The organism is Providencia sp. PROV201 (assembly GCF_028479545.1).
Classification (GTDB): domain Bacteria; phylum Pseudomonadota; class Gammaproteobacteria; order Enterobacterales; family Enterobacteriaceae; genus Providencia; species Providencia huaxiensis.
The window spans coordinates 301,738-322,400 of sequence record NZ_JAMPNW010000001.1; the positions used below are offsets into that span (position 1 = coordinate 301,738).

17 protein-coding genes and 1 tRNA gene are annotated in these 20,663 nt (G+C 41.9%); 13 read left to right on the forward strand and 5 right to left on the reverse strand.

Going from position 1 to position 20,663, the window contains the following annotated elements; genetic code table 11:
- The first annotated feature begins 8 nt into the window (after positions 1 to 8).
- From PR809_RS01415 to PR809_RS01435, 5 genes are all read left to right on the forward strand, one after another.
- Positions 9 to 452 carry a universal stress protein gene (locus PR809_RS01415; RefSeq protein WP_102139559.1) on the forward strand — a complete coding sequence of 148 codons (444 nt, stop codon included), beginning with the start codon at positions 9 to 11 and terminating at the stop codon, positions 450 to 452.
- Between the two features lie 260 nt (positions 453 to 712).
- A tRNA-Asn gene (locus tag PR809_RS01420) sits at positions 713 to 788 on the forward strand.
- Positions 789 to 1,000: 212 nt separating this feature from the next.
- The gene (gene pyrC / locus PR809_RS01425; RefSeq protein ID WP_102139558.1) at positions 1,001 to 2,050 is read left to right on the forward strand and encodes a dihydroorotase; all 1,050 of its coding nucleotides are present in this window, start codon (positions 1,001 to 1,003) and stop codon (positions 2,048 to 2,050) included.
- Positions 2,051 to 2,372: 322 nt separating this feature from the next.
- Positions 2,373 to 2,627 carry a biofilm formation regulator BssS gene (bssS, locus tag PR809_RS01430; RefSeq protein WP_004909784.1) on the forward strand — a complete coding sequence of 85 codons (255 nt, stop codon included), beginning with the start codon at positions 2,373 to 2,375 and terminating at the stop codon, positions 2,625 to 2,627.
- A gap of 212 nt (positions 2,628 to 2,839) precedes the next feature.
- Positions 2,840 to 3,433 (forward strand): LuxR C-terminal-related transcriptional regulator, encoded by a 594-nt coding sequence (locus PR809_RS01435; protein ID WP_206276189.1) that lies wholly within the window; start codon positions 2,840 to 2,842, stop codon positions 3,431 to 3,433.
- A 144-nt stretch (positions 3,434 to 3,577) separates the two neighbouring features.
- Here the strand turns inward: PR809_RS01435 and PR809_RS01440 are convergent, their stop codons facing one another.
- Positions 3,578 to 4,036 carry an Hsp20 family protein gene (locus PR809_RS01440; protein WP_166266847.1) on the reverse strand — a complete coding sequence of 153 codons (459 nt, stop codon included), beginning with the start codon at positions 4,034 to 4,036 and terminating at the stop codon, positions 3,578 to 3,580.
- 328 nt (positions 4,037 to 4,364) lie between these two features.
- Positions 4,365 to 5,411, reverse strand: a complete 1,047-nt coding sequence (gene trhO / locus PR809_RS01445; RefSeq protein WP_102139556.1) for an oxygen-dependent tRNA uridine(34) hydroxylase TrhO — start codon at positions 5,409 to 5,411, stop codon at positions 4,365 to 4,367.
- A gap of 260 nt (positions 5,412 to 5,671) precedes the next feature.
- Between trhO and PR809_RS01450 the strand changes: the two genes are divergently transcribed.
- Positions 5,672 to 6,307, forward strand: a complete 636-nt coding sequence (locus PR809_RS01450) for a DUF1007 family protein (protein WP_166266845.1) — start codon at positions 5,672 to 5,674, stop codon at positions 6,305 to 6,307.
- Positions 6,298 to 7,305 (forward strand): nickel/cobalt transporter, encoded by a 1,008-nt coding sequence (locus tag PR809_RS01455; protein ID WP_241098651.1) that lies wholly within the window; start codon positions 6,298 to 6,300, stop codon positions 7,303 to 7,305. The genes PR809_RS01450 and PR809_RS01455 overlap by 10 nt, the downstream gene beginning before the upstream one ends.
- A 202-nt stretch (positions 7,306 to 7,507) precedes the next feature.
- Here PR809_RS01455 and ttrA read toward each other — a convergent pair whose 3' ends face one another.
- Genes ttrA through ttrB form a run of 3 tightly spaced genes read right to left on the reverse strand, consistent with a single transcriptional unit; the run spans position 7,508 to position 12,340 of the window.
- Positions 7,508 to 10,582, reverse strand: coding sequence for a tetrathionate reductase subunit TtrA (gene ttrA, locus PR809_RS01460; RefSeq protein WP_102139554.1), 3,075 nt, complete (start codon positions 10,580 to 10,582; stop codon positions 7,508 to 7,510).
- On the reverse strand, positions 10,575 to 11,621 hold the full coding sequence (gene ttrC, locus PR809_RS01465) for a tetrathionate reductase subunit TtrC (protein WP_422121498.1): 1,047 nt from the start codon (positions 11,619 to 11,621) through the stop codon (positions 10,575 to 10,577). The genes ttrA and ttrC overlap by 8 nt, the downstream gene beginning before the upstream one ends.
- Entirely contained in the window at positions 11,603 to 12,340 is a 738-nt protein-coding gene (gene ttrB / locus PR809_RS01470; protein ID WP_036957869.1) for a tetrathionate reductase subunit TtrB, read from the reverse strand. Before ttrB ends, ttrC begins: the two co-directional genes overlap by 19 nt.
- A gap of 254 nt (positions 12,341 to 12,594) precedes the next feature.
- Here ttrB and ttrS point away from each other — a divergent pair, with 254 nt between their 5' ends.
- The 6 genes from ttrS (at position 12,595) to PR809_RS01500 (ending at position 20,627) form a co-directional block, all read left to right on the forward strand.
- On the forward strand, positions 12,595 to 14,352 hold the full coding sequence (gene ttrS, locus PR809_RS01475; RefSeq protein ID WP_102139551.1) for a tetrathionate respiration histidine kinase TtrS: 1,758 nt from the start codon (positions 12,595 to 12,597) through the stop codon (positions 14,350 to 14,352).
- 126 nt (positions 14,353 to 14,478) lie between these two features.
- A complete protein-coding gene (gene ttrR / locus PR809_RS01480; RefSeq protein ID WP_102139550.1) occupies positions 14,479 to 15,075 on the forward strand; it encodes a tetrathionate respiration response regulator TtrR in 597 nt (198 codons plus the stop codon).
- A 58-nt stretch (positions 15,076 to 15,133) separates the two neighbouring features.
- A complete protein-coding gene (locus PR809_RS01485; protein ID WP_102139549.1) occupies positions 15,134 to 16,078 on the forward strand; it encodes a Kdo(2)-lipid IV(A) acyltransferase in 945 nt (314 codons plus the stop codon).
- 465 nt (positions 16,079 to 16,543) lie between these two features.
- The gene (mdtG, locus tag PR809_RS01490; RefSeq protein ID WP_102139548.1) at positions 16,544 to 17,770 is read left to right on the forward strand and encodes a multidrug efflux MFS transporter MdtG; all 1,227 of its coding nucleotides are present in this window, start codon (positions 16,544 to 16,546) and stop codon (positions 17,768 to 17,770) included.
- A gap of 383 nt (positions 17,771 to 18,153) precedes the next feature.
- A complete protein-coding gene (locus tag PR809_RS01495; protein WP_102139547.1) occupies positions 18,154 to 19,683 on the forward strand; it encodes a peptide MFS transporter in 1,530 nt (509 codons plus the stop codon).
- 155 nt (positions 19,684 to 19,838) lie between these two features.
- Positions 19,839 to 20,627 carry a PhzF family phenazine biosynthesis protein gene (locus PR809_RS01500; RefSeq protein WP_102139546.1) on the forward strand — a complete coding sequence of 263 codons (789 nt, stop codon included), beginning with the start codon at positions 19,839 to 19,841 and terminating at the stop codon, positions 20,625 to 20,627.
- The last annotated feature ends 36 nt before the right edge of the window (positions 20,628 to 20,663 follow it).

Sequence of the window (20,663 nt, forward strand, 5' to 3'; positions counted from 1 at the left end):
AAATAATCATGATTAATAATGTATTGTTAGCGGTCGACAGCTTTGAAAATAGCAGTAATGCCCTTAGCTTTATGCAACGCATGGCTGGCTGCGTCAGCAATGTCATTGTATTAACTGTTGTTGATAATACCTTTGCACTAAGCCGTACTGGATTAACTAAAGAGAGTGATGAGTGGGATGAATACCCTGCCGCGCAAAAAGAAGAAGCTTTGGCACAAAAACAGTTAAAAGAAGTCACAACCGCCTTAAACAACATGGGGTTTAAAGCCGAAGGGCTACTCGCGGCGGGTACACCTATCAATACCATCCCCAAGAAAATGGAAAAGTATAATTGTGAGTTATTAATCATTTCTCATCGTCATCTTTCTTCACTTGGGCGCTGGCTTAATACCTCGGTGACTCGTAGTTTACTCGACGATATCACCCGACCCGTTCTCGTTATTCCACTGTAGATATTTCTGGTAAATAATATCCAGCTATTACCCAGTGGTTAACCGCAGTTAGCCACTAAAATCAAAATAATATACAGCCCATCAACACAGATTTGTGACACGCCTTTCGTTAGTGTATCGCTTTGATTTATCACCTCTAGCCTATTTTCGATCAAACTTCCGACAGTTCGCACAGATAACAGGCAAACAAACATTTTTTTCGCTATTCTCCTTTGACAATACAGTAAGAGAAAGCTAATATCCTCTGCGTACCAAGGAGTTCCTCCATAGTTCAGTCGGTAGAACGGCGGACTGTTAATCCGTATGTCGCTGGTTCGAGTCCAGCTGGAGGAGCCAAATTTTAGAGAAACCTGCTTAAGGAAACTTAAGCAGGTTTTTTGCTATTAAACGATTTGAATAATTAACCTATTTACGTCTTTTGCACGATCTGCCTCTGAAATACGCTATAATCGCGATTTCTCATAGCTATTTTTTCACTTTACCTTTATCATTCTATTCCGGCTTGAGCACTCGCTCATCATTCACTCTTCCCTTATGGAGCCGGTTTAATGACAACTGTAACTACCCTAACGATCCGCCGCCCTGATGATTGGCATGTTCATTTTCGCGATGATGATATGTTAAAAACGGTCGTTCCCTATACCAGTGAATTTTTTGGCCGTGCAATTGTCATGCCGAATTTAGTTCCGCCAATCACAACGATTGAAGCCGCAAAGGCTTACCGTGAGCGCATTCTAAACGCAGTTCCCGAAGGGCATCAATTTACCCCTTTAATGACTTGCTACCTTACTGATAGCACAGATCCTACTGAAGTCATTCGTGGGTTTAACGAAGGGGTATTTACGGCCTGTAAACTCTACCCGGCTAATGCAACAACTAACTCTAGCCATGGCGTATCTGATATTAAAAAGATTTACCCCGTATTAGCAGCAATGGAAGAAGCAGGAATGCCACTGCTTATCCATGGTGAAGTCACTGCAAGCCATATCGATATTTTTGACCGAGAAGCGCTGTTTATTGAACAAGTTATGTTGCCACTACGGGCACAGTTCCCAAAACTGAAAATTGTTTTTGAGCACATAACCACCAAAGAAGCGGCTCAGTATGTCCAAGAAGCAAATGAATTTACAGCTGCAACTTTGACACCTCAACATTTAATGTTTAATCGTAACCACATGTTAGTTGGTGGTGTAAGACCGCATTTATTTTGCTTGCCTATTTTGAAACGAAATGTGCACCAAGAAGCACTACGTGCAGCCGTTGCTTCAGGGTGTGAGCGTTTCTTCCTTGGTACCGATACCGCACCACACATACAGTCACGTAAAGAGTCTTCCTGCGGTTGCGCTGGGGTCTTTAACGCTCCTACTGCATTAGCGGCTTACGCAAGTGTTTTTGAAGAACTCGGGGCTTTAGCACATTTCGAAGCTTTTTGTTCATTAAATGGCCCTAAATTCTATAACTTACCCGTGAATGAAGGAACCATCACGCTAACTAAAGAGCAAAATATCATTTGTGAATCGATTGACTGCTGCAATGATAAATTAGTTCCTTTCTTAGCAGGAGAAGACGCTCGCTGGACAATTTCTCTGGGCCAGTAGTGAACACGTCAATGGGAAGTTAAAATGACTTCCCATATCATTATTAGCTAAGTAGGATAAAAACATAATTTACCGACTTAGCATGGCCAATTAAAGATCAATAAATTGATTTTCCTTGTGTATTTTCACAATTGATGACACTTGCCGACGAACATAATGATTCACTTTATGCATTTTCTGTCATATAAACAAAAAAAATGTTTTATTTGCTTTATTATTGGTGAAATCTCCTTATACTGAAAGTGGACTCATCACGAGATCATTGCTCTTAGTCAGTTATAGATATTTATTATTTATCACGATGTTTGATTAGGAGGTTTATATGAATAAAAAAAATGATGTCATTCAAACCCACCCAGTAGTTGGCTGGGACATCAGCACAGTCGATGATTACGACGCTATGATGTTGCGTTTGCACTACCTCCCTGAACAAGATAAACACACAGGTGACGCTATTGTGGATAAAACCATGTGGCTAACGACTGATGTGGCTAAACAACTCATTCATATTCTCCAAGCTGGCGTAGACAAGATAGAGTCAGGTGAATATGTCGAGCTTGGTTTTAAAACACACTAGGGAAATAAATGGATATTAGTGTCACTAATATCCATTTATTTATATATTCATCCATATGGGTAATTATATATCCTTATATAATTACCTTATCAGTTAATTAATAATTTGCAATTGTAAATAAGAACACTATTTATTGTTTTTATTAATCCTTGGTTGACTTCTCTATCAATTCCAATTTATTGTAAGATATCTTCTTGAACAAGGATGTTCCAATGCGAATATTAGTTATTGATGAATGTTATTATACACGTCTTGGCATTACAGAATATTTATCCAAAAATAAAAAACTCGAATTTATTAGTACAGGATGTATAAAAGAAGCCATTGGTTTTATAAACACAGAACTACCAAGTATTATATTAGTGAATCTTACATACTATTGTAATTACTCTAATTACTGCCCTATCCTACAGCAGTTATTAAACAATGCTAATAATACACGTTTTTATATTTATATAAATGCCCCTTACCCACAAACAAACAACCCATTACTATTAAAAGATAATTATTTCATCCTATCAAAAAGCATTATTATTCAAACACTTGATAGAGTTATTCAAGACCATAAGCAAATCGAAAAAATTACCAAACTTGCTAATAATATAGATTCATCCATTTTTACAATTAAAGAACAAAACATTATTAATAATTGGATGAATGAGACGCCTAATCATATTATTTCTCGAAAGTTAGGGATCAGTAACAGTACTGTTTATTCACAAAAAAGGCATATAGCCTCGAAAGTTTTCGTCAAAAATAGAATTGAGTTATTTTTTATATATAATGTATTTAAATATTTATATTAAAAATGTTTTAATTTAAATTGACTGAAACAAAACTAAAAGGCCTGACTCCGTTTAAATAGCGAAATCAGGCCTTGCAAACCAGTCAACAAAAGTGTCCATCGTTATAAAGTCACTCTAACTGCTGACGGGCCATAAATTTTAGTTCTATGATTTTATATCTTTATTTTCAATAGCGATAACTCGAGGTTTTTCTTCATCCGGGATTTCATATTCAATATCCAGAGTTAGTAAACCACTAGATAACTCAGCACTTTCTATCTTCACATTTTTACCGAGGTTAAACTCAAGGGAAAACTTACTTTGCGTTATTCCTTGATGGATCCATTTCTCAGAATCATTAACTAATTCTGCTGATTGCTCACCTTGAATATACAATTTCCCACCTTTTAGGGATACGCTTAAGTCCTCTTCCTTATAGCCAGGAACACTAACCGTTAATTGATAGCTTGTTTCATTTACTTGTTTTAAATTATACGGATGCTCTGAAGTTAAAGGCCTATTACCTGTTAGCTGGCTAAACAAACGATCCATTTGGTCAAATCTGTTAGAAAGTAGGCTATCGGATAATGTTGGGAATAATGAAAAAGATCTAATGTTAGACATAATTTCTCCTTCAATATTTTTATATCAATCTAAACACGTACGACTATGCACCATTACCTGTGTACCTAGTATGGAATAATGCTCTTTCTTGGTGCAATTCTTATATAGTGCCAGTTACGCGTATTTCAAGCCTTAAATTACACTTCTTTACAAAATGGCGTTACCAGCTGTAAACCATTAACAAAAACCCCATGAATTTCATACAAAATGCATGGGGTATAAGCAACGTGATGACATCGAATGAAATAAATTTTTTATTTCAATTAATTTTATCTTGCTCTAATCAGCCCTAATTATAGGGCTGTCTTATTATCGAGAATATCAATAACTAGTTATCTTTATTTAATAACCCATCGGATAAACGGTGACGTGACTTATTAAAGATTTTATTACTGACTTCACGACCTGCACGGCGTGCCCGTTGTTCTTGCTCTGGAAGTTTCATTTCTTCTGTACAAGATGAACTGCAACAACCTTCATACTTTTCTGCGCAGCTAGGGCATTGAATGAACAACAAATGGCAACCATCGTTACGGCAATTGGTATGCGCATCACAAGGAGCCCCACATTGGTGGCATTGTGCTAATGTGTCCTCTGTAATACGCTCACCCATGCGGTTGTCAAAAACAAAGTTTTTCCCTTTGAACCGTAAAGGTAGGCCTTGTTCTTTCGCCTTACGTGCATATTCAATAATCCCACCTTCAACATGGTAGACATTTTTGAAGCCGTTATGCAGCATATAGGCACTGGCTTTTTCACAACGGATCCCACCAGTACAATACATTACAACGTTTTTGTCTTTTTGCTCTTGCAGCATTTCAACCGCCATTGGCAGTTGCTCCCTAAACGTATCTGACGGTATTTCAATTGCATTATCAAAACGCCCTACTTCATACTCATAATGATTTCGCATATCGACGAAAACAGTATTTGGGTCATCAATCATCTCATTCACTTCATGAGCTTTTAGATATTGCCCCGTATTTGCTGGGTTAAATGTTTCGTCATCAATACCGTCAGCTACCACACGCTCACGGACCTTCATGCGCAGCACCCAGAACGATTTACCGTCATCATCAATCGCAATATTTAAACGTAGGTTTTCTAATGCGGGGTCTGTTGCATAGATAAGCTCGCGCAATGCGTTCACATTGGATTCAGGCACACTAATTTGGGCGTTAATACCTTCTTTGGCAATATAAACACGCCCAAAAACGCTTAATGATTTAAATTGTTGATACCATTGATTGCGAAATTCGTTTGGGTCTTGAATAGTGAAATACTTATAAAAAGAGATTGTGGTACGAGGCTCAGTTTCAGCCAACATACGCTCTTTTAAAATTTTATTTGAAACTTGATTATGTAACACTGGCATGGTGTTCTCTTTTCCTTTGTAACGAGTTAATTTCTAAAGCAAAAATCGGATGGTGTCCACGAAGTGTCCACACTTGACCATTATTAAATATTATCGCTGTTATTTTGTTAATAAAAAACCCTTTATTTGCAGGGTTATTGTGATGAAAGTATTAACCAATCGTTTAGATACCATTTTCAATCATCAGCGGATATTTTTCTTTTTAGTTTGCGCTTCGTTATGTTATAACATTTTTTTGATAAAACAATTTAGCTGACTGAATGATGCGATTTTTTCCTTTCTATTTTTTATTTCTGTTTATGGTTGCTCCACACGCAGCGGCACACCCTCATAGTTTTATTGAGATGCAAATTTCCCTTGAAAGTAAACAAGATAAATATTCAGGGATTAGCTATGTTTGGAAAATGGACCCAATGACATCAGCGGATATCGCATATGAATTAAAAGGTATCAAACCGGATGACCCGCGTTGGAAACAGCAAGAAGCTATTATTATGGCGAATGTGTTGATGCAGGATTATTTCACTGACTTTTATTATCAAGGAAAGAAAGTCAGCTTTAAACGTATTCCTGATAGCTATCATTTAGAAAAAGATGGCTTTTCTTTAGTTTTTTTCTTTACCGCTTCCTTTATGCAGCCCTTGCCTATTACTGGTTCCCACATAGAAATTCAAACTTACGACCCAACTTTCTACGTCAGCATGACTTACCCAAATAAACAGCAAATTCACCTGCCTTTGGATATTGCCGCAAATTGCCAGATGGAACTACAAGAAGCAAATGTCACCGACTCAATGCGCGCCTACGCTTTTTCCTTAGATAAAAGTGATAACCCAGAAGAAGATTTGGCACTTGGCAAACAGTTTGCACAACGGGTTGATATTCAATGTCCATAATGCCTTTACGCACACCAAAATTAATAATCACTGCGCTGTTTATGGGGCTTGCTACCTATGCCGCTTGGCAGCTATTTACCCACTGGGGATCATGGCTACAACTTAGCTTTGCTTGGCAAAAACAGTTAAACCAAGGGCTATCTTACCTATTACAAGAAACCACTTCTCGCCCATGGTATGCAGGCGGGTTACTGGTGGTTGCTAGTTTTGCTTATGGCTTTTTGCATGCCCTTGGCCCGGGACATGGAAAATTAATTATCACCACTTATATTGCAACTCAAGCGGCTCATTTAAAGCAGAGTGTTATCATTAGTTTACTAGCCTCACTCTTACAAGGGCTTGTTGCGATCACTTTAGTTTCCTTAGTCTTGATCCTATTCCAACTCTCTACTAAACATCTCAACCAAGCCAGTTTATATGCCGAGCAAACCAGTTATCTATTTGTCATTTTGCTAGGTAGTTATTTATGCATCAGCGCACTGCGTCGTAGCTGGTCAATCCGCAAATCAAAACACTTGGCGCCACTCACGATAAAAAGCATTCAACCATTGAATTCTTCAACGAAGACAATAAGTAAAACAAAAGTCCATAGCCACTCAGACAACTGTGGCTGTGGACACCAACACGTTATCCAATCCCATCAATTGCAATCCAGTTTTAAAAGTAAGCTATTGATTATCTTATCGATGGGTATTCGCCCTTGTTCCGGGGCAATTCTTGTATTGCTGTTTTCTTATGTCATTGAGGTATATGCGTGGGGGGTTATCGCAGCCTTAGCAATGGCTATGGGGACTGCATTAACTATTTGTTTAATCGCTATTTTTGTTCATTTAATGCGTGATAATGCCGTTCGGGTATCACGCTTAAAAGGAAAGTCACTTTCCCCATATTGGGCAATCACACTGAAAATTTTGGCAGGTCTTTTATTTATTTTGATGGGCGTTTTGATGTTACAGAGTATTGGCTTAGAACAATCGGTTTCCCCGCTGTTGCGATAAACCATTAAAAAAGGGAGGGCTCCCCCTCCCAGGCATTTGCCGAAGTCACGGTGCAGTAACACACCGTTTTATGCGCAATGTCAACTGCTTACTACTTATTACAACTTCCAACTATTACAACTTCCAATTTTATTGCCAACTACCAGATGGCTAATGATAAAGCTATGCAGGTCCTCATCACTAACCATCCTTACTACTTCATTTAACCAATTAACTCAATGCGAGCAGGTAAGCCTTGGCGAACCGATGCCCCCGAGACCCAATCTAACCACGTGTTGGCGACTTCACGCGTTGGGTCAGCGAACCCAAGGTCATTTAAGTTAATTCCTGAGCCATTTGCCGCATTCATTGGCATTGGTTGGCCATCAAGATAATGCTGCTTCGCCCCCATTTCTGTGTGTCCATAGCCATGTTCAATTGCAAGCACACCAGGCATTACGCCATCAAGAACACTCACTTGGGCTTCAGCATGGCCACCCGGAGTGGTGATGCGGATCCAATCTCCATGTGTTACCCCCATTCTCGCAGCGTCATCCGGGTGGATAGCGACAAGGTTCGTCGGTTTCACATGGCGTAAACGTTCAATAACAGTCGTTGAACTGCTCATGACATGGGATTTAAATGACATCAGTTTCAACGGCCACTCTTTTTCTGGGAATACCGTATTCACATCATCGCCATTTGCCATACGTGGTGGATAATAGGTCGGGCAACCACTATAGCGCTCACCGGTTATAGCATGGCGGTTAATTGCCACCGTTGGGTTCCAAATTTGTAAGCCTTTTTTCCACTGAGGGCCTGTTGCATCGCCATCCCATGCTTTTTCATAAGGTGCAAAACGACCACCGCGTGTGAAAATATAGGCAACACGACGCACTTCTTCCGGTTTTAAAGTCCGCGTAATAGCTGGTAAAATGCGCTCCACGCCACTGATTTGGATATCTTCTGTTGCGGCTTCAGGGACTGGTTTTTCCCCTAACCACGCCATATTGGCAGCCACTCTTAAGTAATAGTCTTCCGCTGTATTGAGTGAATGCATGTTGCCATCCATGTCCTCAATCACGTTATCGCCAAAGCCTGGTAAATTAAGTTCTTTCGCTACAGCGATACAGAAACTTTCCATCGAAACCGGCTGGCCATCCGCGGTTTTAGCTGTACGTGACTCAACAATTGGCCAACGTGCCGTACTGGCTTTGACCTGCACACCAGACCAGGGTGCGCTGAACCCCCAACTTTCGAAATTATGGGTATCCGGCACAATATAATCTGCTAATGCCGTGGTTTCATTCATAAAGGCATCAATACCAATAATCAGCGGTAAATGTTTTGGGTCTTTCAGTTTTTCTTCCATCACCTGACGAATACCTGCGATACCGTATACAGGGTTAGTCATATTGGTGATCCACGCTTTCAGTGCGTAGGGGTACCCCATCAAGGCAGATGCTAGTTGCTCAGTCAGTTGGCCTTTCGCAAACGGGTACCAAGGCGCTTTTGCAGGATATGGGCTTTCACCTGCCGCTTGGCGCGCTTTGAATTCATCTGACTTTTCATACACTTCATTACTGCGCGATAACACCACACCTTTAGGTTTCACTTTACCTTTATAGCTGGCAATTTTATAACGTGGTCCATCGTTTTCCCCGTTGAATTTACCGCCACCAACAGAGACACCGCCTTTTAAGTTTAAGTTACCAATCAATGCGTTAAGCATGATAACTGACCATGCAGTGTAGAAACCATTACCGCCCATCATACCGCCATGGGAGATAACCGCGGCTTTTCTATCATAAGAAGTTAATGCTTTACCGAGTGATTCAATGGTTTTTACTGGAACATGGCAACGCTGGCTGTACTCTTCCAACGTCATACGGTTTGCCGCTTCTTTTAAACACTGGAAGCTGGATTTAACGGTCACTTCACTGCCATCGTGCAAGGTCACTTGGCGTGTCACAAACAGCTCAGCCGTAGGGGCTTCATCCGCCAGTTTTAACTCACCCGCAGCATCTTGCACTAAATAGGCTTTCTCATTGTCACCTTCTCCTGTGATATAAGAAGAAATTAACAATTTGCCTGCTAATGGGTGGTTATCATCCGTAATCACTAAATGGGTTGAGTTAGTCCAGCTTTTCTCCCCCGCTGCTTCCATGGATTTTTCACTTGGCACGCTGAGGTATTTTGCATTATAACGCTCATTTTCGATGATCCAACGGATCATCCCCATCACTAATGCAGCATCAGTGCCCGGTTGCACCGGCACCCAGTGACCGTGGTCATTCGCTAAAGTCGTCGTTAATGGTAATGCAGGTGAAACCACCACATAGTTAAATGAATCGCGCAAACGCGCTGTCGCTAACTGGCGGCCTTGGCGCTTAAATGGGTTACCTGATTGCGCAGGCGATGTGCCGAGGAACAAAGCGAAGCGGACATTATCCCAATCAGGTTTAACGTGGGCATTTTTGTCCAAATCATCCATCAGTGCACCGGAGCCAGCACGGTAAGCCAGTCCACAATAAGAACCGTGTGCACCGAAGTTTTTACTACCAAAGGCATTTTGAGCAAAGCGGCGGATAAAGCCATCACGGCCGTCATCACCTGCGTTGGTCACTAATAATTGGTTAGCTTTTGGGCCTAATTTAGGTTGAGATGGGTCTAAAGGCGTTTCTAAATCACGAATTGCCCGTAAGCCATCCACGTGCCCCTCACCAAATAGATCGCCCCCTTCAACCACTTCTTTAATTAATTGTTCAAAGCTGATGCGCTCCCATTTGCCTTCTCCACGTTTACCAACACGTTTCATCGGCTCTAGAATACGCAATGGGCTTGTTAAGCCTTCCATTAACGTCGCACCGCGAGCACAGGCAGTAGAACGGTGCTCGAGGCCTGACTCACCGCTCATTTTGTTAAATGCGGTTTTCAGCGGCATACCATAAGGAAAGTGCTCTTCATGGGAAAGTGGGTGATAAGGGTTCCCCGCGATACGCAATACTTCATTTTTTGCTGTATCGACGCGAGCACGAATACCACACTGAGTCCAACAACCAAAACACTGTGTCATCGCAACCACTTGTTCTGGATTTTCTTGCCAGCCTTTCAGCGCCTGTCCTTCAGGGCGTAAAGAGTTACCATTGATGCGATCAAGAGTGACTTTACCTGACGTACCATTAACCAGACCATCGACTGCACGTTTGGCAACATCACGGTAGCTTGCACCAAATAATGCGATACCACCGACAACCAAACCACCTTTAAGCCATTGACGTCTTGAGAATTTAGCCATGTTGCACTCTCCTCGCAAACCAGCGAACACCTTCACGAACAATAATTGTTAACGCAATCCATAAACCGAATGTACCGACGATAGCCAGTAATCCATCTGTTCCCAATGGGAAATGGTATGGATTGGCGATAATGTTATATTTTGGAACCGCTTGAACTTCCATCAGGAAAATCCAACGTAACGTCCAAGCAAAAGCCATTGAAACTAAGGCTAAAATAGTGATAAATGGGATGGAGCGAGTCGCTTTTAAATTACTGACAGACATCGCAAAAGTGATTACCCACAATGCACAAACTCCCATCAACATCCACCACCCAGGGCTTGCTGTATCTAACTGTTGGCGCACGGCAATACCTGAAGTCGTATCACCTGAGAGCCATAGCGCAAAACACACGGCGAACAGCAATAATGTCACCACTTGGAAGCGGGCTAAGCGATTTTGATATTGAGGTTCACGGCGTGCCCCTAAACCAATCAAAGCAGGTAAGACTTGTAGAGCACTCAGGAACATCAATACTGGTACCCACCAGCTATACCAAATTGGACGTGCATTTAACACTGAGGCTTCACGGCCGGTATATAACAATAAGCCGATCGCTGAAAGCGCAGCCAGCAAGGCTACCCAACGCGTTGCTTTAAACTCTTTTTTCCAAATCAGTTTCACCACTAACGCGACAAAATATAAACCAATAAATGTGGTGAATAATGGTAGTAACACAGAGCCCCACCACATCCAAGACCACATTGTTGGATGTGCGTAGAAATGCCATACCCTTGCGGTTTGGTGTAAATCTGCGGTTAATGCTAACGGGGCAGTGATCCCCATTGTGATAGCAATAAATACAGAGATCATCTCTAAGCGGCTGTTCTCAGGTTTGTTTCTCCAATGAAGGTAACAAGCGTACAGTACCGCACAAGACGCAATTCCAATGAAGAAGAAATATTGTACCGCCCAAGGAAGCCAGAAGAATTCTTGTGGCTGAGCCATAATTTCTGAAATATAAGTCACTTGGCCATTCATCAGAACACCTCCTGCCATAATGCGGGCTGCCCTTTGCCTTGCAGCGGCTGTACGAATGCATCATCTAAACCAATATAGAAAACTTGTGGTAAGGTGCCACTTTCCGGTTTGAGTACTTTAATTTCAGCCTCGTGCTCCGTCAGCATTTTACGAATTGTACTGTTAGGGTCTTTTAAATCCCCAATAATACGTGCGCCACCCACACAGGATTCAACACAAGCTGGCAATAAGCCCACTTCTAAGCGATGAGCGCAGAATGTGCATTTATCCGCAGTTTGGGTAGAGTGGTTGATAAAACGCGCATCGTATGGACAGGCTTGCACACAGTAAGCACAGCCAACACAGCGTTCGTTATCAACGACAACGATGCCGTCTTCCCGTTGGAAAGTCGCTTGAACCGGACACACAGGAACACAAGGAGGGTTATCACAGTGGTTACATAAACGAGGTAACAACACATTAGTGAACCCTTCTTCGCCTTTCACTGCGACTTGATATTGATTCACTGTCGTTCTAAATTGGCCTTGTGGCGTTTGGTTTTCAACCGAGCAGCTTACTGTGCAGGATTGGCAGCCAATACAGCGGCGCAAATCAATCAACATTCCATAACGTTTTTCTGGGTTGCCTTCTCGGCGTGTTGGGGAAAAATTGAGCCCTGCTTCTGCAATGGGAATTAATGATGCCCCCGCAGTTACGGCTCCAATTTGTTGTAGAAATTTTCGTTTACTCAGATCCATAATTGGCTCCAGTATTGACATTGCTAATGCGAAAATAAAAGTTATTAATCAATATGTTATTTGTATTACATGCGTTATTGACAATGGGTACAGTCTCGTTAAGATAACCATTGAAATTGTTATTTCTCTTTAAACCAGTTGGGTTACCTTGATAGAACTTGTAGTGCCATTGTAAGAAGAGTGGAGCCACTGCCCTATTGTGGTTTACCACATACCCGTAGCTAAATTGATCTAACGCAACGAATAACTCAAATATGTTAAAAAAATCGTCTAGGCCGTTGTATCACATACTGTTAATCATGCTACTGACGTGGTCTTTGCCGGCAATTTCGGCCCAGTGGACTATTGGGGTATTAGCCTTACGCGGCCCAAGCTCTACCCAATCTCATTGGCAGCCTTTGATTGATACACTCAATGAATCAATTCCTGGGGAGCGTTTTACATTACAACCTCTCAATTTAGATGAGATGAAAGAGGCGATTTCCAATCGTAAGATTGATTTTTTGCTGACGAACCCTGCCCAATTTATTCAGTTAGATAACCGCTATCATTTACGTTGGTTGCTCTCCCTTCGCTCAGACGTGGAGCCCAACAGCACAACGCGTAATGTTATTGGCAGCTTAATATTAGTTCGTAAAGAGAGTGATATTTCAGACGTTAAAAACCTAATAGGCAAGAAAGTCGGAGCAATTTCACCTGATGCTTTTGGTGGCTATTTGTTAGGTTACAAAGTGCTAAGGGATATGGGATACGACGCTGCCAAAGACTTTAAAATGCAATTTTTAGGCTTCCCTGCAGATGCATTATTATACGCACTGCGTGATGATTCATTATCCGCAGCTATAGTTCCTGTCTGTTTATTAGAAAACATGCATAGCGAAGGGTTGATTGATAAAACACAATTTCGCCCATTAATTCAACACCCAAGCTCTCTCTCTTGTTTAACTAGCACAGAACTGTATCCAAATTGGTCTTTTGCCGCCTTAAGTGAAGTTCCAGACAATTTGGTCGACAAAGTGACCAAAACATTATTATCAACAGATAAAGCTGCTATGCGTTGGGGAGCCCCAGCGTCGGTGACTCAAGTCGAAACCTTGCTCAGAGACGTCAACCAACACCCACAACAGCGCCAGATCTGGCAGGATATCGTCAGTTGGACGATTCAAAACCAAATCACTATCAGCCTTGTCGCATTATTTTTCGTTTTACTGGGTATTAACCATGTTTGGATTGCCTTTTTGGTCAGGCGCCGCAGCCGCCAATTAGAAGAAGCACATGACCGCTTACGAGAGCAAGAAGCTAATTTACAAAAGGCGCAGCGGTTAAATATTTTGGGGGAAATGGCTTCTGGATTTGCCCATGAATTAAACCAACCGCTGTCTGCAATCCGCCATTATGCCCAAGGGTGCATTCTACGCCTGACTAAAGAGTCTGAAAGCCATCCATTAATTAGCGCATTAACTAAAATCGACGACCAAGCTCAACGTGGAGCCGACATCATTCGTAATTTACGTCTCTGGGCGGGTAAACCGGGCCATGACCCCGCAGTCGCATTAAACCCACAATCAGTTAAACAGGCTATTAACCATATTTGGCAATTATTGCGCGCGGACCAACACTACCCCAATTCGAGGTTAATCTTACCTGAAACCCCTGACATCTCCCTGATGTTGCCAGACACATTACTTGAGCAATTGCTCTCCAATTTAATCAGTAACAGTTTACAAGCAGGCGCAACGCTACTGCGTTTTGAGTTTCATTTTTCACAGCAGCATTTTTTACTTGTTCTGCAGGATAATGCGGGGGGAATGCCTTCCGAGCAACTAGAGCAAGGTATCACGCCATTTGCCACGACTAAAAAAGAAGGCTTAGGGTTAGGTTTGGTGATCTGCCAGCGTTTGATCCAAAGCCAAGGTGGGGATATTCGTATCGAAAATAACCTGAGTGATGATGGGTTGCATGGCTTAATGGTTACACTTATTTTCAATTATCACAGTAAAATCGTGGATTAAGCATATTTTGCCACGTAATTGATAACATTCGCATTAACTATATGTGACAATGGCTTCATTACGATAATCAATGCTCGTCATATAAAGCACCTTATTTTGTCACCCTCTACACGACGAGGTATATGTATGCCAGTGATCCATCTCGTGGATGATGACCCCGATGTAACGGATGCCTGCCAATTCTTACTCGAAACATTGGGCTATAGCGTTACTGTTTGGAATGACAGTGAAAAATTTATCCAAAATGCAGCACTACACCAAGAGGGTGTGGTGTTATTGGATATGCGCATGCCAAAGCTAGATGGCCGGCAAGTTCACCAACACCTTAGAGAGCAGCAAAGCACATTGGCCGTGATATTTTTGTCTGGCCATGGCGATATCCCGATGGCTGTGGAACAAGTGAAACTCGGTGCTGTCGATTTTCTACAAAAACCCATTGATAGCCAGCTGCTTGCCAAAACATTAAAACAAGCTCAATCACAAACCACCAAAGCCACTGAAGGGTATTTAATTCAGCAGCGCTACGACACACTCACTCCTCGCGAAAAAGATATCTGTGGTTATGTGTTGCAAGGCTTAATTAACCGTGAAATTGCTGAGGCAGCCTGTGTTTCTGTACGTACCGTTGAGGTTCATCGGTCCCGAGTCATGGAAAAAATGGCGGTTCGTAACTTAGCTGAGTTAATGAGCACCATGCAGGCAATTAACGCTTTAAACGAATAATTTGATATAGTTTAATCATACCTTTTTATTAATTTATGACTAATATATTCGGATAACAATGATACTAGCTCCAAAATTTCAAAAACGGTTCCTCCACCCTCGTTACTGGCTAACTTGGCTAGGCATTGGCGTATTATATCTTCTTGTATTGTTGCCTTATCCTCTCATTTATTGGATGGGAACGCGTTTAGGGTTATTTTCTAAACGCTTTTTGAAAAAGCGGGTGAAAGTCGCAGAGCGCAATTTGCAATTATGTTTTCCAGACATGAGCGAGCAAGAGCGGCAACGCTGTGTCGACAAAAACTTTGAATCTGTCGGCATGGGCTTATTTGAAACGGGCATGGCTTGGTTTTGGCCTGATTGGCGAGTTCGTCGCTGGGTCAACGTCATTGGGGAAGAAAATGCGGTTGCTGCTCGCCAAACAGGTAGAGGCATTATCGCCCTCGGCGTTCACTTTTTGACCTTGGAAATTGGAGCGCGTGCCTTTGGCATGTTAAATCCGGGGATCGGTGTATATCGCGCCAATGATAATGACCTGCTTGATTGGCTACAAACCCGTGGGCGGTTACGTTCCAACAAATATATGTTAGATCGCAAAGATATGAAAGGCATGGTGCGCGACTTAAAAAATGGGGAGATTTTGTGGTATGCCCCAGATCATGACTACGGCCCTCGCAATAGTACATTTGCACCGTTATTTGCTGTAGAAAATGCGGCCACGACCAATGGTTCACAAATTATTTTGCGTCTTGCCTCTCCTTTAGTGGTGCCCTTTACCCCAAGGCGCTTACCTGCAGGTAAAGGCTATGAGCTCATCATTCAACCTGCCATTGATGATTTCCCAATTGAAGATAATCTGGCTACCGCAACCATGATGAACCAAATTATCGAAAAAGAGATCCTCAGAGCGCCAGAACAATATATGTGGCTACATCGCCGTTTTAAAACACGCCCTGAAGGGGAGCCTTCGTTATATGGGGATTTAGATAAAATACATCATTAATCATTAGCGTAATCAGATAAATTATGGCGTGGTTTTTCAACTGTTTTTTTATGATGATTTTCTTGCTGTTTTTCATACTGTTTTCTCTAAATATGGCGTGATTTTTCAACTGCTTTTTATGATGTTTTTCTTGCTGTTTTTTATACTGTTTTCTCTAAATATGGCGTGATTTTTCAACTGTTTTTTATGATGCTTTTCTTGCTGTTTTTCATACTGTTTTCCCTAAATAGTCGGGTCTACAGCTAGGCGGCAAAATGAAGATATCCCGAGGAGCATACATAAATATGTGACTCGGGTAGCTGAGTGAAGCCAACAACGCTGTAGAACTGAATATGACGGGAAAAGTGACTCGGGGAGCTGAATGAAGCTAACAACGCTGTAGAGCTGAATATGACGGGAAAAGTGACTCGGGGAGCTGAATGAAGCCAATACCGCTGTAGGGCTGAATATGACGGAAAAATAAATATGACGGGAAAAACAGAGTATTGGAAACGTAACCTATACGTCGTGTGGTTTGGCTGTTTTTTAACAGGCGCCGCCTTTAGCCTGATCATGCCTTTTCTCCCGTTATATATTGAAGAACTTGGCGTCAAAGACCATGCTTCACTGAATTTATGGACTGGCGCTGTTTTTAGTATCACTTTCTTATTTTCTGCTATTGCCGCCCCTTTTTGGGGTCGGTTATCCGATCGCAAGGGACGAAAGTTAATGCTATTGCGATCTGCGCTGGGCATGGCGATTGTTATGGTGTTAATTGGCTTTGCGCAGAATATTTGGCAATTATTAGCCTTAAGAGCCATATTAGGTTTATTGGGTGGCTTTGTCCCTAATGCTAACGCGCTGATTGCAACTCAAATTCCCGTGAAAAAAAGTGGTTGGGCTATGGGCGTCCTCGCTACGGGTGCCGTAAGTGGCGCACTTATTGGCCCACTCATTGGCGGTTTTCTTGCTGACCAGTATGGCTTACGCCCCGTCTTTTTCATTACCGCAACGGTGCTGTTTATCTGCTTTTTTGTCACGCTTTTTTATGTCAGAGAACGCTTTACACCGGTTTCGCGCAAAGATGCATTAACGAGCAAACAAGTTTTTGCCTCTTTACGTAATAAAAATTTAGTAATCAGCCTCTTTTTTACCACCATGATTATTCAAGCTGCAATGGGCTCAATCAACCCTGTCATCACGCTTTATGTACGTGATTTATCTGATTCCCTTGAAAACTTGGCCTTTGTCAGTGGTGTGATAGCTTCCATTCCTGGAGTTGCGGCTTTAATCAGTGCGCCCATGTTAGGTAAACTCAGTGACCGAATAGGCCCTGAAAAAGTTTTACTCGCCGTGCTGGGCGCATCTATTTTTGTCTTATTCCCTATGGGGCTAGTGAGTAGTTATTGGGAGTTAGGTTTTCTCCGATTTATGCTTGGGGCTCTGAATGCGGCACTACTACCTGCGGTACAAACGTTAATTATCTATAATATTTCCCACCAAGTAACCGGACGTATTTTCAGCTATAACCAAGCATTGCGTGATGTTGGCAACGTGACAGGGCCATTAATGGGGTCCTTTGTCGCAGCAACTTATGGTTTCAGAGCCGTATTCTTTTTCACCGCGGCATTGGTTCTCTTCAACCTAATTTATTCGTGGTTAGTCATCCGACGACAATCTGATGGCCTACGAGCCTCCCCTACTGACCAATAAACGTCTTGCTATTTTTTGTACAGAAACCAGATGATTTATAGGCTTTATTGTCTTACTTTCCTTAAAATCAAATTTTAATGAACATAACCAATTGATTTTAAATAACTTAATCGATTCAAAATTCTTTCTTTTATTGTCAACTAAAATCCTGTATCTTCCCCTAGCTTATCGTGAGAAATGAGAGTTATATCGACTTTTCACCTTAAAAGCACACCTTTTACAATAAATTCATTCTGTATATAGGTGATTCTATAATAATGTATGTTAAAAATATGTTTCACATATTCATGTTAACATATCAATAACAATTGACACTCGAGCGCACGGCTTGGTGTTTTATATCATGCACAACCTCTCAAGAGAGTATTTATGGGAGTTCACAGATGAACAATTCTGCGACTAAAACAAAAACTTTTTTTGGGCATCCATACCCATTGAGTTCGCTTTTCCTCACAGAAATGTGGGAACGCTTCTCTTTTTACGGAGTTAGACCGTTACTTATCTTATTTATGAGTGCGGCATTATTGCAAGGCGGGATGGAATTACCCATTGAACAAGCCTCCGCTATCGTTGGTATTTTTGCAGGTGGGGTTTATATCACCTCATTACCCGGCGGTTGGTTAGCCGATAACTGGTTAGGCCAACGTCGTGCTGTTTGGTATGGCTCATTAATCATTGCGTTTGGGCATTTGTCTATCGCAATGTCTGCATTTTTATCAAACACCTTCTTTTTCGTTGGGTTATTACTCATCGTATTGGGTACAGGGCTATTTAAAACCTGTATTACAGTAATGGTAGGAACCCTGTATAAGAAAGAAGATACACGCCGTGATGGCGGTTTCTCCCTGTTTTATATGGGAATTAACATGGGTTCATTTATTGCCCCGTTGATTATTGGTCCACTTCATGAAAAGTATGGTTGGCATTTAGGTTTTGGCCTTGGTGGCTTAGGCATGTTAATTGCGCTGCTAATCTTCCGTTTTTACGCTATTCCTCAAATGCGCCGTTATGATAAAGAAGTTGGCCTTGATTCCACATGGAACCGCCCAACGGTTGAGCGCAAAAATGTGGGGAAATGGGTGACCTTTGCCATGGTGTTATTAGCCATACTGGTTGTCTTGATTGATAATGGTACTATCCCATTTAATGCCTCAATAATCGCGAAAAGCTCTGCTTATGTTATCTCGACCTGTGTGGGCATCTATTTCTTATTTATGTTCTTCCTTGGCGGCTTAACCAGCAGTGAACGTTCTCGCTTACTAGCTTGCTTAATTTTACTAGTTGCAGCCGCATTTTTCTGGTCAGCCTTTGAGCAAAAACCGACTTCATTTAATATCTTTGCTCGTGACTATACTGACCGTCAAATGGGCAGTTTTGAAATCCCAACCATTTGGTTCCAATCAATCAATGCGCTGTTCATTATATTGTTAGCGCCAGTATTTAGCTGGTTCTGGCCTTCGCTGGCTAAACGTAATATGAACCCAAGCAGTATGACCAAGTTCGTGATTGGTATCTTATTTGCTGCTGGCGGCTTTGCTATCATGATGGTAGCGGCAAACCAAGTGCTTGCAACACAAAGTGGCGTTTCACCTTTCTGGTTAGTTGGCAGTATCTTATTACTGACATTAGGGGAACTGTGCTTAAGCCCTATCGGGTTAGCAACAATGACCTTACTTGCGCCACAAAAAATGCGCGGCCAAGTGATGGGGTTATGGTTCTGTGCGAGTGCATTGGGTAACCTTGCTGCGGGCATCATGGGCGGTAACATCCGTAAAGACCAATTAGATTCCATGCCTGAGCTCTTCTCTCACGTCTCTATTGCGCTGGTTATCTGTGCCATTGTATTGGCAGCGTTGATTATCCCTGTTAGAAAAATGCTTAAAAATGCAGACAAAAATGAAGCAAATGCTTAATAACGCTCATTAATTGTCCTCTATCCGGTAGCAGCTCACTCGCTACCGGACCTCCTCTGCGTCATTAACTCCCTAATAATTTGCTTATTATATTTCATAGAATAGGCGCTATACTGCTCTCTCACCGTCCCATAATGACTTTAGGAAATCATTCAATGAGCCTATCCGCCCCTATTTACTATGTTGATGCCTTCACTGATACCCTTTTTCACGGTAATCCTGCTGCGGTTGTGTTACTCGATAACTGGCTACCAGATGAACAGCTCATTGCTATTGCCGCAGAAGTGAACTTATCAGAAACCGCATTTTTAGTCGGTCGTCATATCCGATGGTTCACCCCTAAAGTTGAAGTAAAACTGTGTGGTCATGCAACACTTGCCGCTGCCTTTGTGTTAAATCATGTGCTCCAACAAGATATTCATCCTTTAATATTTAATTCTCTATCCGGTGAGCTAGTTGTGACGCAAAATGGCCCAGGATTTACTCTGGATTTCCCAATACTAGGATCCGTACAAAGCGACCCAAACCAGTACCCACACCTCGCCGACATCCTTGGAGTTAAAATCAAAGAGCTTTGGATAGCGAAAGACCGTTACCTGTGTTTTCTTGAAAGTGCACAGCACGTTCAAGACTGTCAGCCGGATATGTTAAAACTTTCGCAGCTTTCTCTTCCTGGATTAGCAATTACAGCAGAAAGTGCTAATGGCGACTGTGACTTTGTTTCTCGCTATTTTGCCCCAGCAAAAGGGGTAGATGAAGACCCTGTAACCGGTACCTCACATTGTGCTATCGCGCCAATATGGGCAGACCGGCTGAATAAATTGCAGTTAGTTGGCCAACAAATTTCATCACGCGGAGGAGTAGTTCAATGTGAGCTGACCTCTGAACGAGTAAAATTAACAGGTAAAGCCGTCTTATTCCTAACAGGTGAAATCCACATTTAAGATTAAAAATCAAACAAGTAGAAACAGAATCATTTC

What these genes read in the sequence shown, in the direction of transcription:
- PR809_RS01415 (WP_102139559.1), top strand. Translation starts at nt 9, where the DNA reads ATGATTAATAATGTATTGTTAGCGGTCGACAGCTTTGAAAATAGCAGT.
- pyrC (WP_102139558.1), top strand. Translation starts at nt 1,001, where the DNA reads ATGACAACTGTAACTACCCTAACGATCCGCCGCCCTGATGATTGGCAT.
- bssS (WP_004909784.1), top strand. Translation starts at nt 2,373, where the DNA reads ATGAATAAAAAAAATGATGTCATTCAAACCCACCCAGTAGTTGGCTGG.
- PR809_RS01435 (WP_206276189.1), top strand. Translation starts at nt 2,840, where the DNA reads ATGCGAATATTAGTTATTGATGAATGTTATTATACACGTCTTGGCATT.
- PR809_RS01440 (WP_166266847.1), bottom strand. Translation starts at nt 4,036, where the DNA reads ATGTCTAACATTAGATCTTTTTCATTATTCCCAACATTATCCGATAGC.
- trhO (WP_102139556.1), bottom strand. Translation starts at nt 5,411, where the DNA reads ATGCCAGTGTTACATAATCAAGTTTCAAATAAAATTTTAAAAGAGCGT.
- PR809_RS01450 (WP_166266845.1), top strand. Translation starts at nt 5,672, where the DNA reads ATGATGCGATTTTTTCCTTTCTATTTTTTATTTCTGTTTATGGTTGCT.
- PR809_RS01455 (WP_241098651.1), top strand. Translation starts at nt 6,298, where the DNA reads ATGTCCATAATGCCTTTACGCACACCAAAATTAATAATCACTGCGCTG.
- ttrA (WP_102139554.1), bottom strand. Translation starts at nt 10,582, where the DNA reads ATGGCTAAATTCTCAAGACGTCAATGGCTTAAAGGTGGTTTGGTTGTC.
- ttrC (WP_422121498.1), bottom strand. Translation starts at nt 11,621, where the DNA reads ATGGCAGGAGGTGTTCTGATGAATGGCCAAGTGACTTATATTTCAGAA.
- ttrB (WP_036957869.1), bottom strand. Translation starts at nt 12,340, where the DNA reads ATGGATCTGAGTAAACGAAAATTTCTACAACAAATTGGAGCCGTAACT.
- ttrS (WP_102139551.1), top strand. Translation starts at nt 12,595, where the DNA reads ATGTTAAAAAAATCGTCTAGGCCGTTGTATCACATACTGTTAATCATG.
- ttrR (WP_102139550.1), top strand. Translation starts at nt 14,479, where the DNA reads ATGCCAGTGATCCATCTCGTGGATGATGACCCCGATGTAACGGATGCC.
- PR809_RS01485 (WP_102139549.1), top strand. Translation starts at nt 15,134, where the DNA reads ATGATACTAGCTCCAAAATTTCAAAAACGGTTCCTCCACCCTCGTTAC.
- mdtG (WP_102139548.1), top strand. Translation starts at nt 16,544, where the DNA reads ATGACGGGAAAAACAGAGTATTGGAAACGTAACCTATACGTCGTGTGG.
- PR809_RS01495 (WP_102139547.1), top strand. Translation starts at nt 18,154, where the DNA reads ATGAACAATTCTGCGACTAAAACAAAAACTTTTTTTGGGCATCCATAC.
- PR809_RS01500 (WP_102139546.1), top strand. Translation starts at nt 19,839, where the DNA reads ATGAGCCTATCCGCCCCTATTTACTATGTTGATGCCTTCACTGATACC.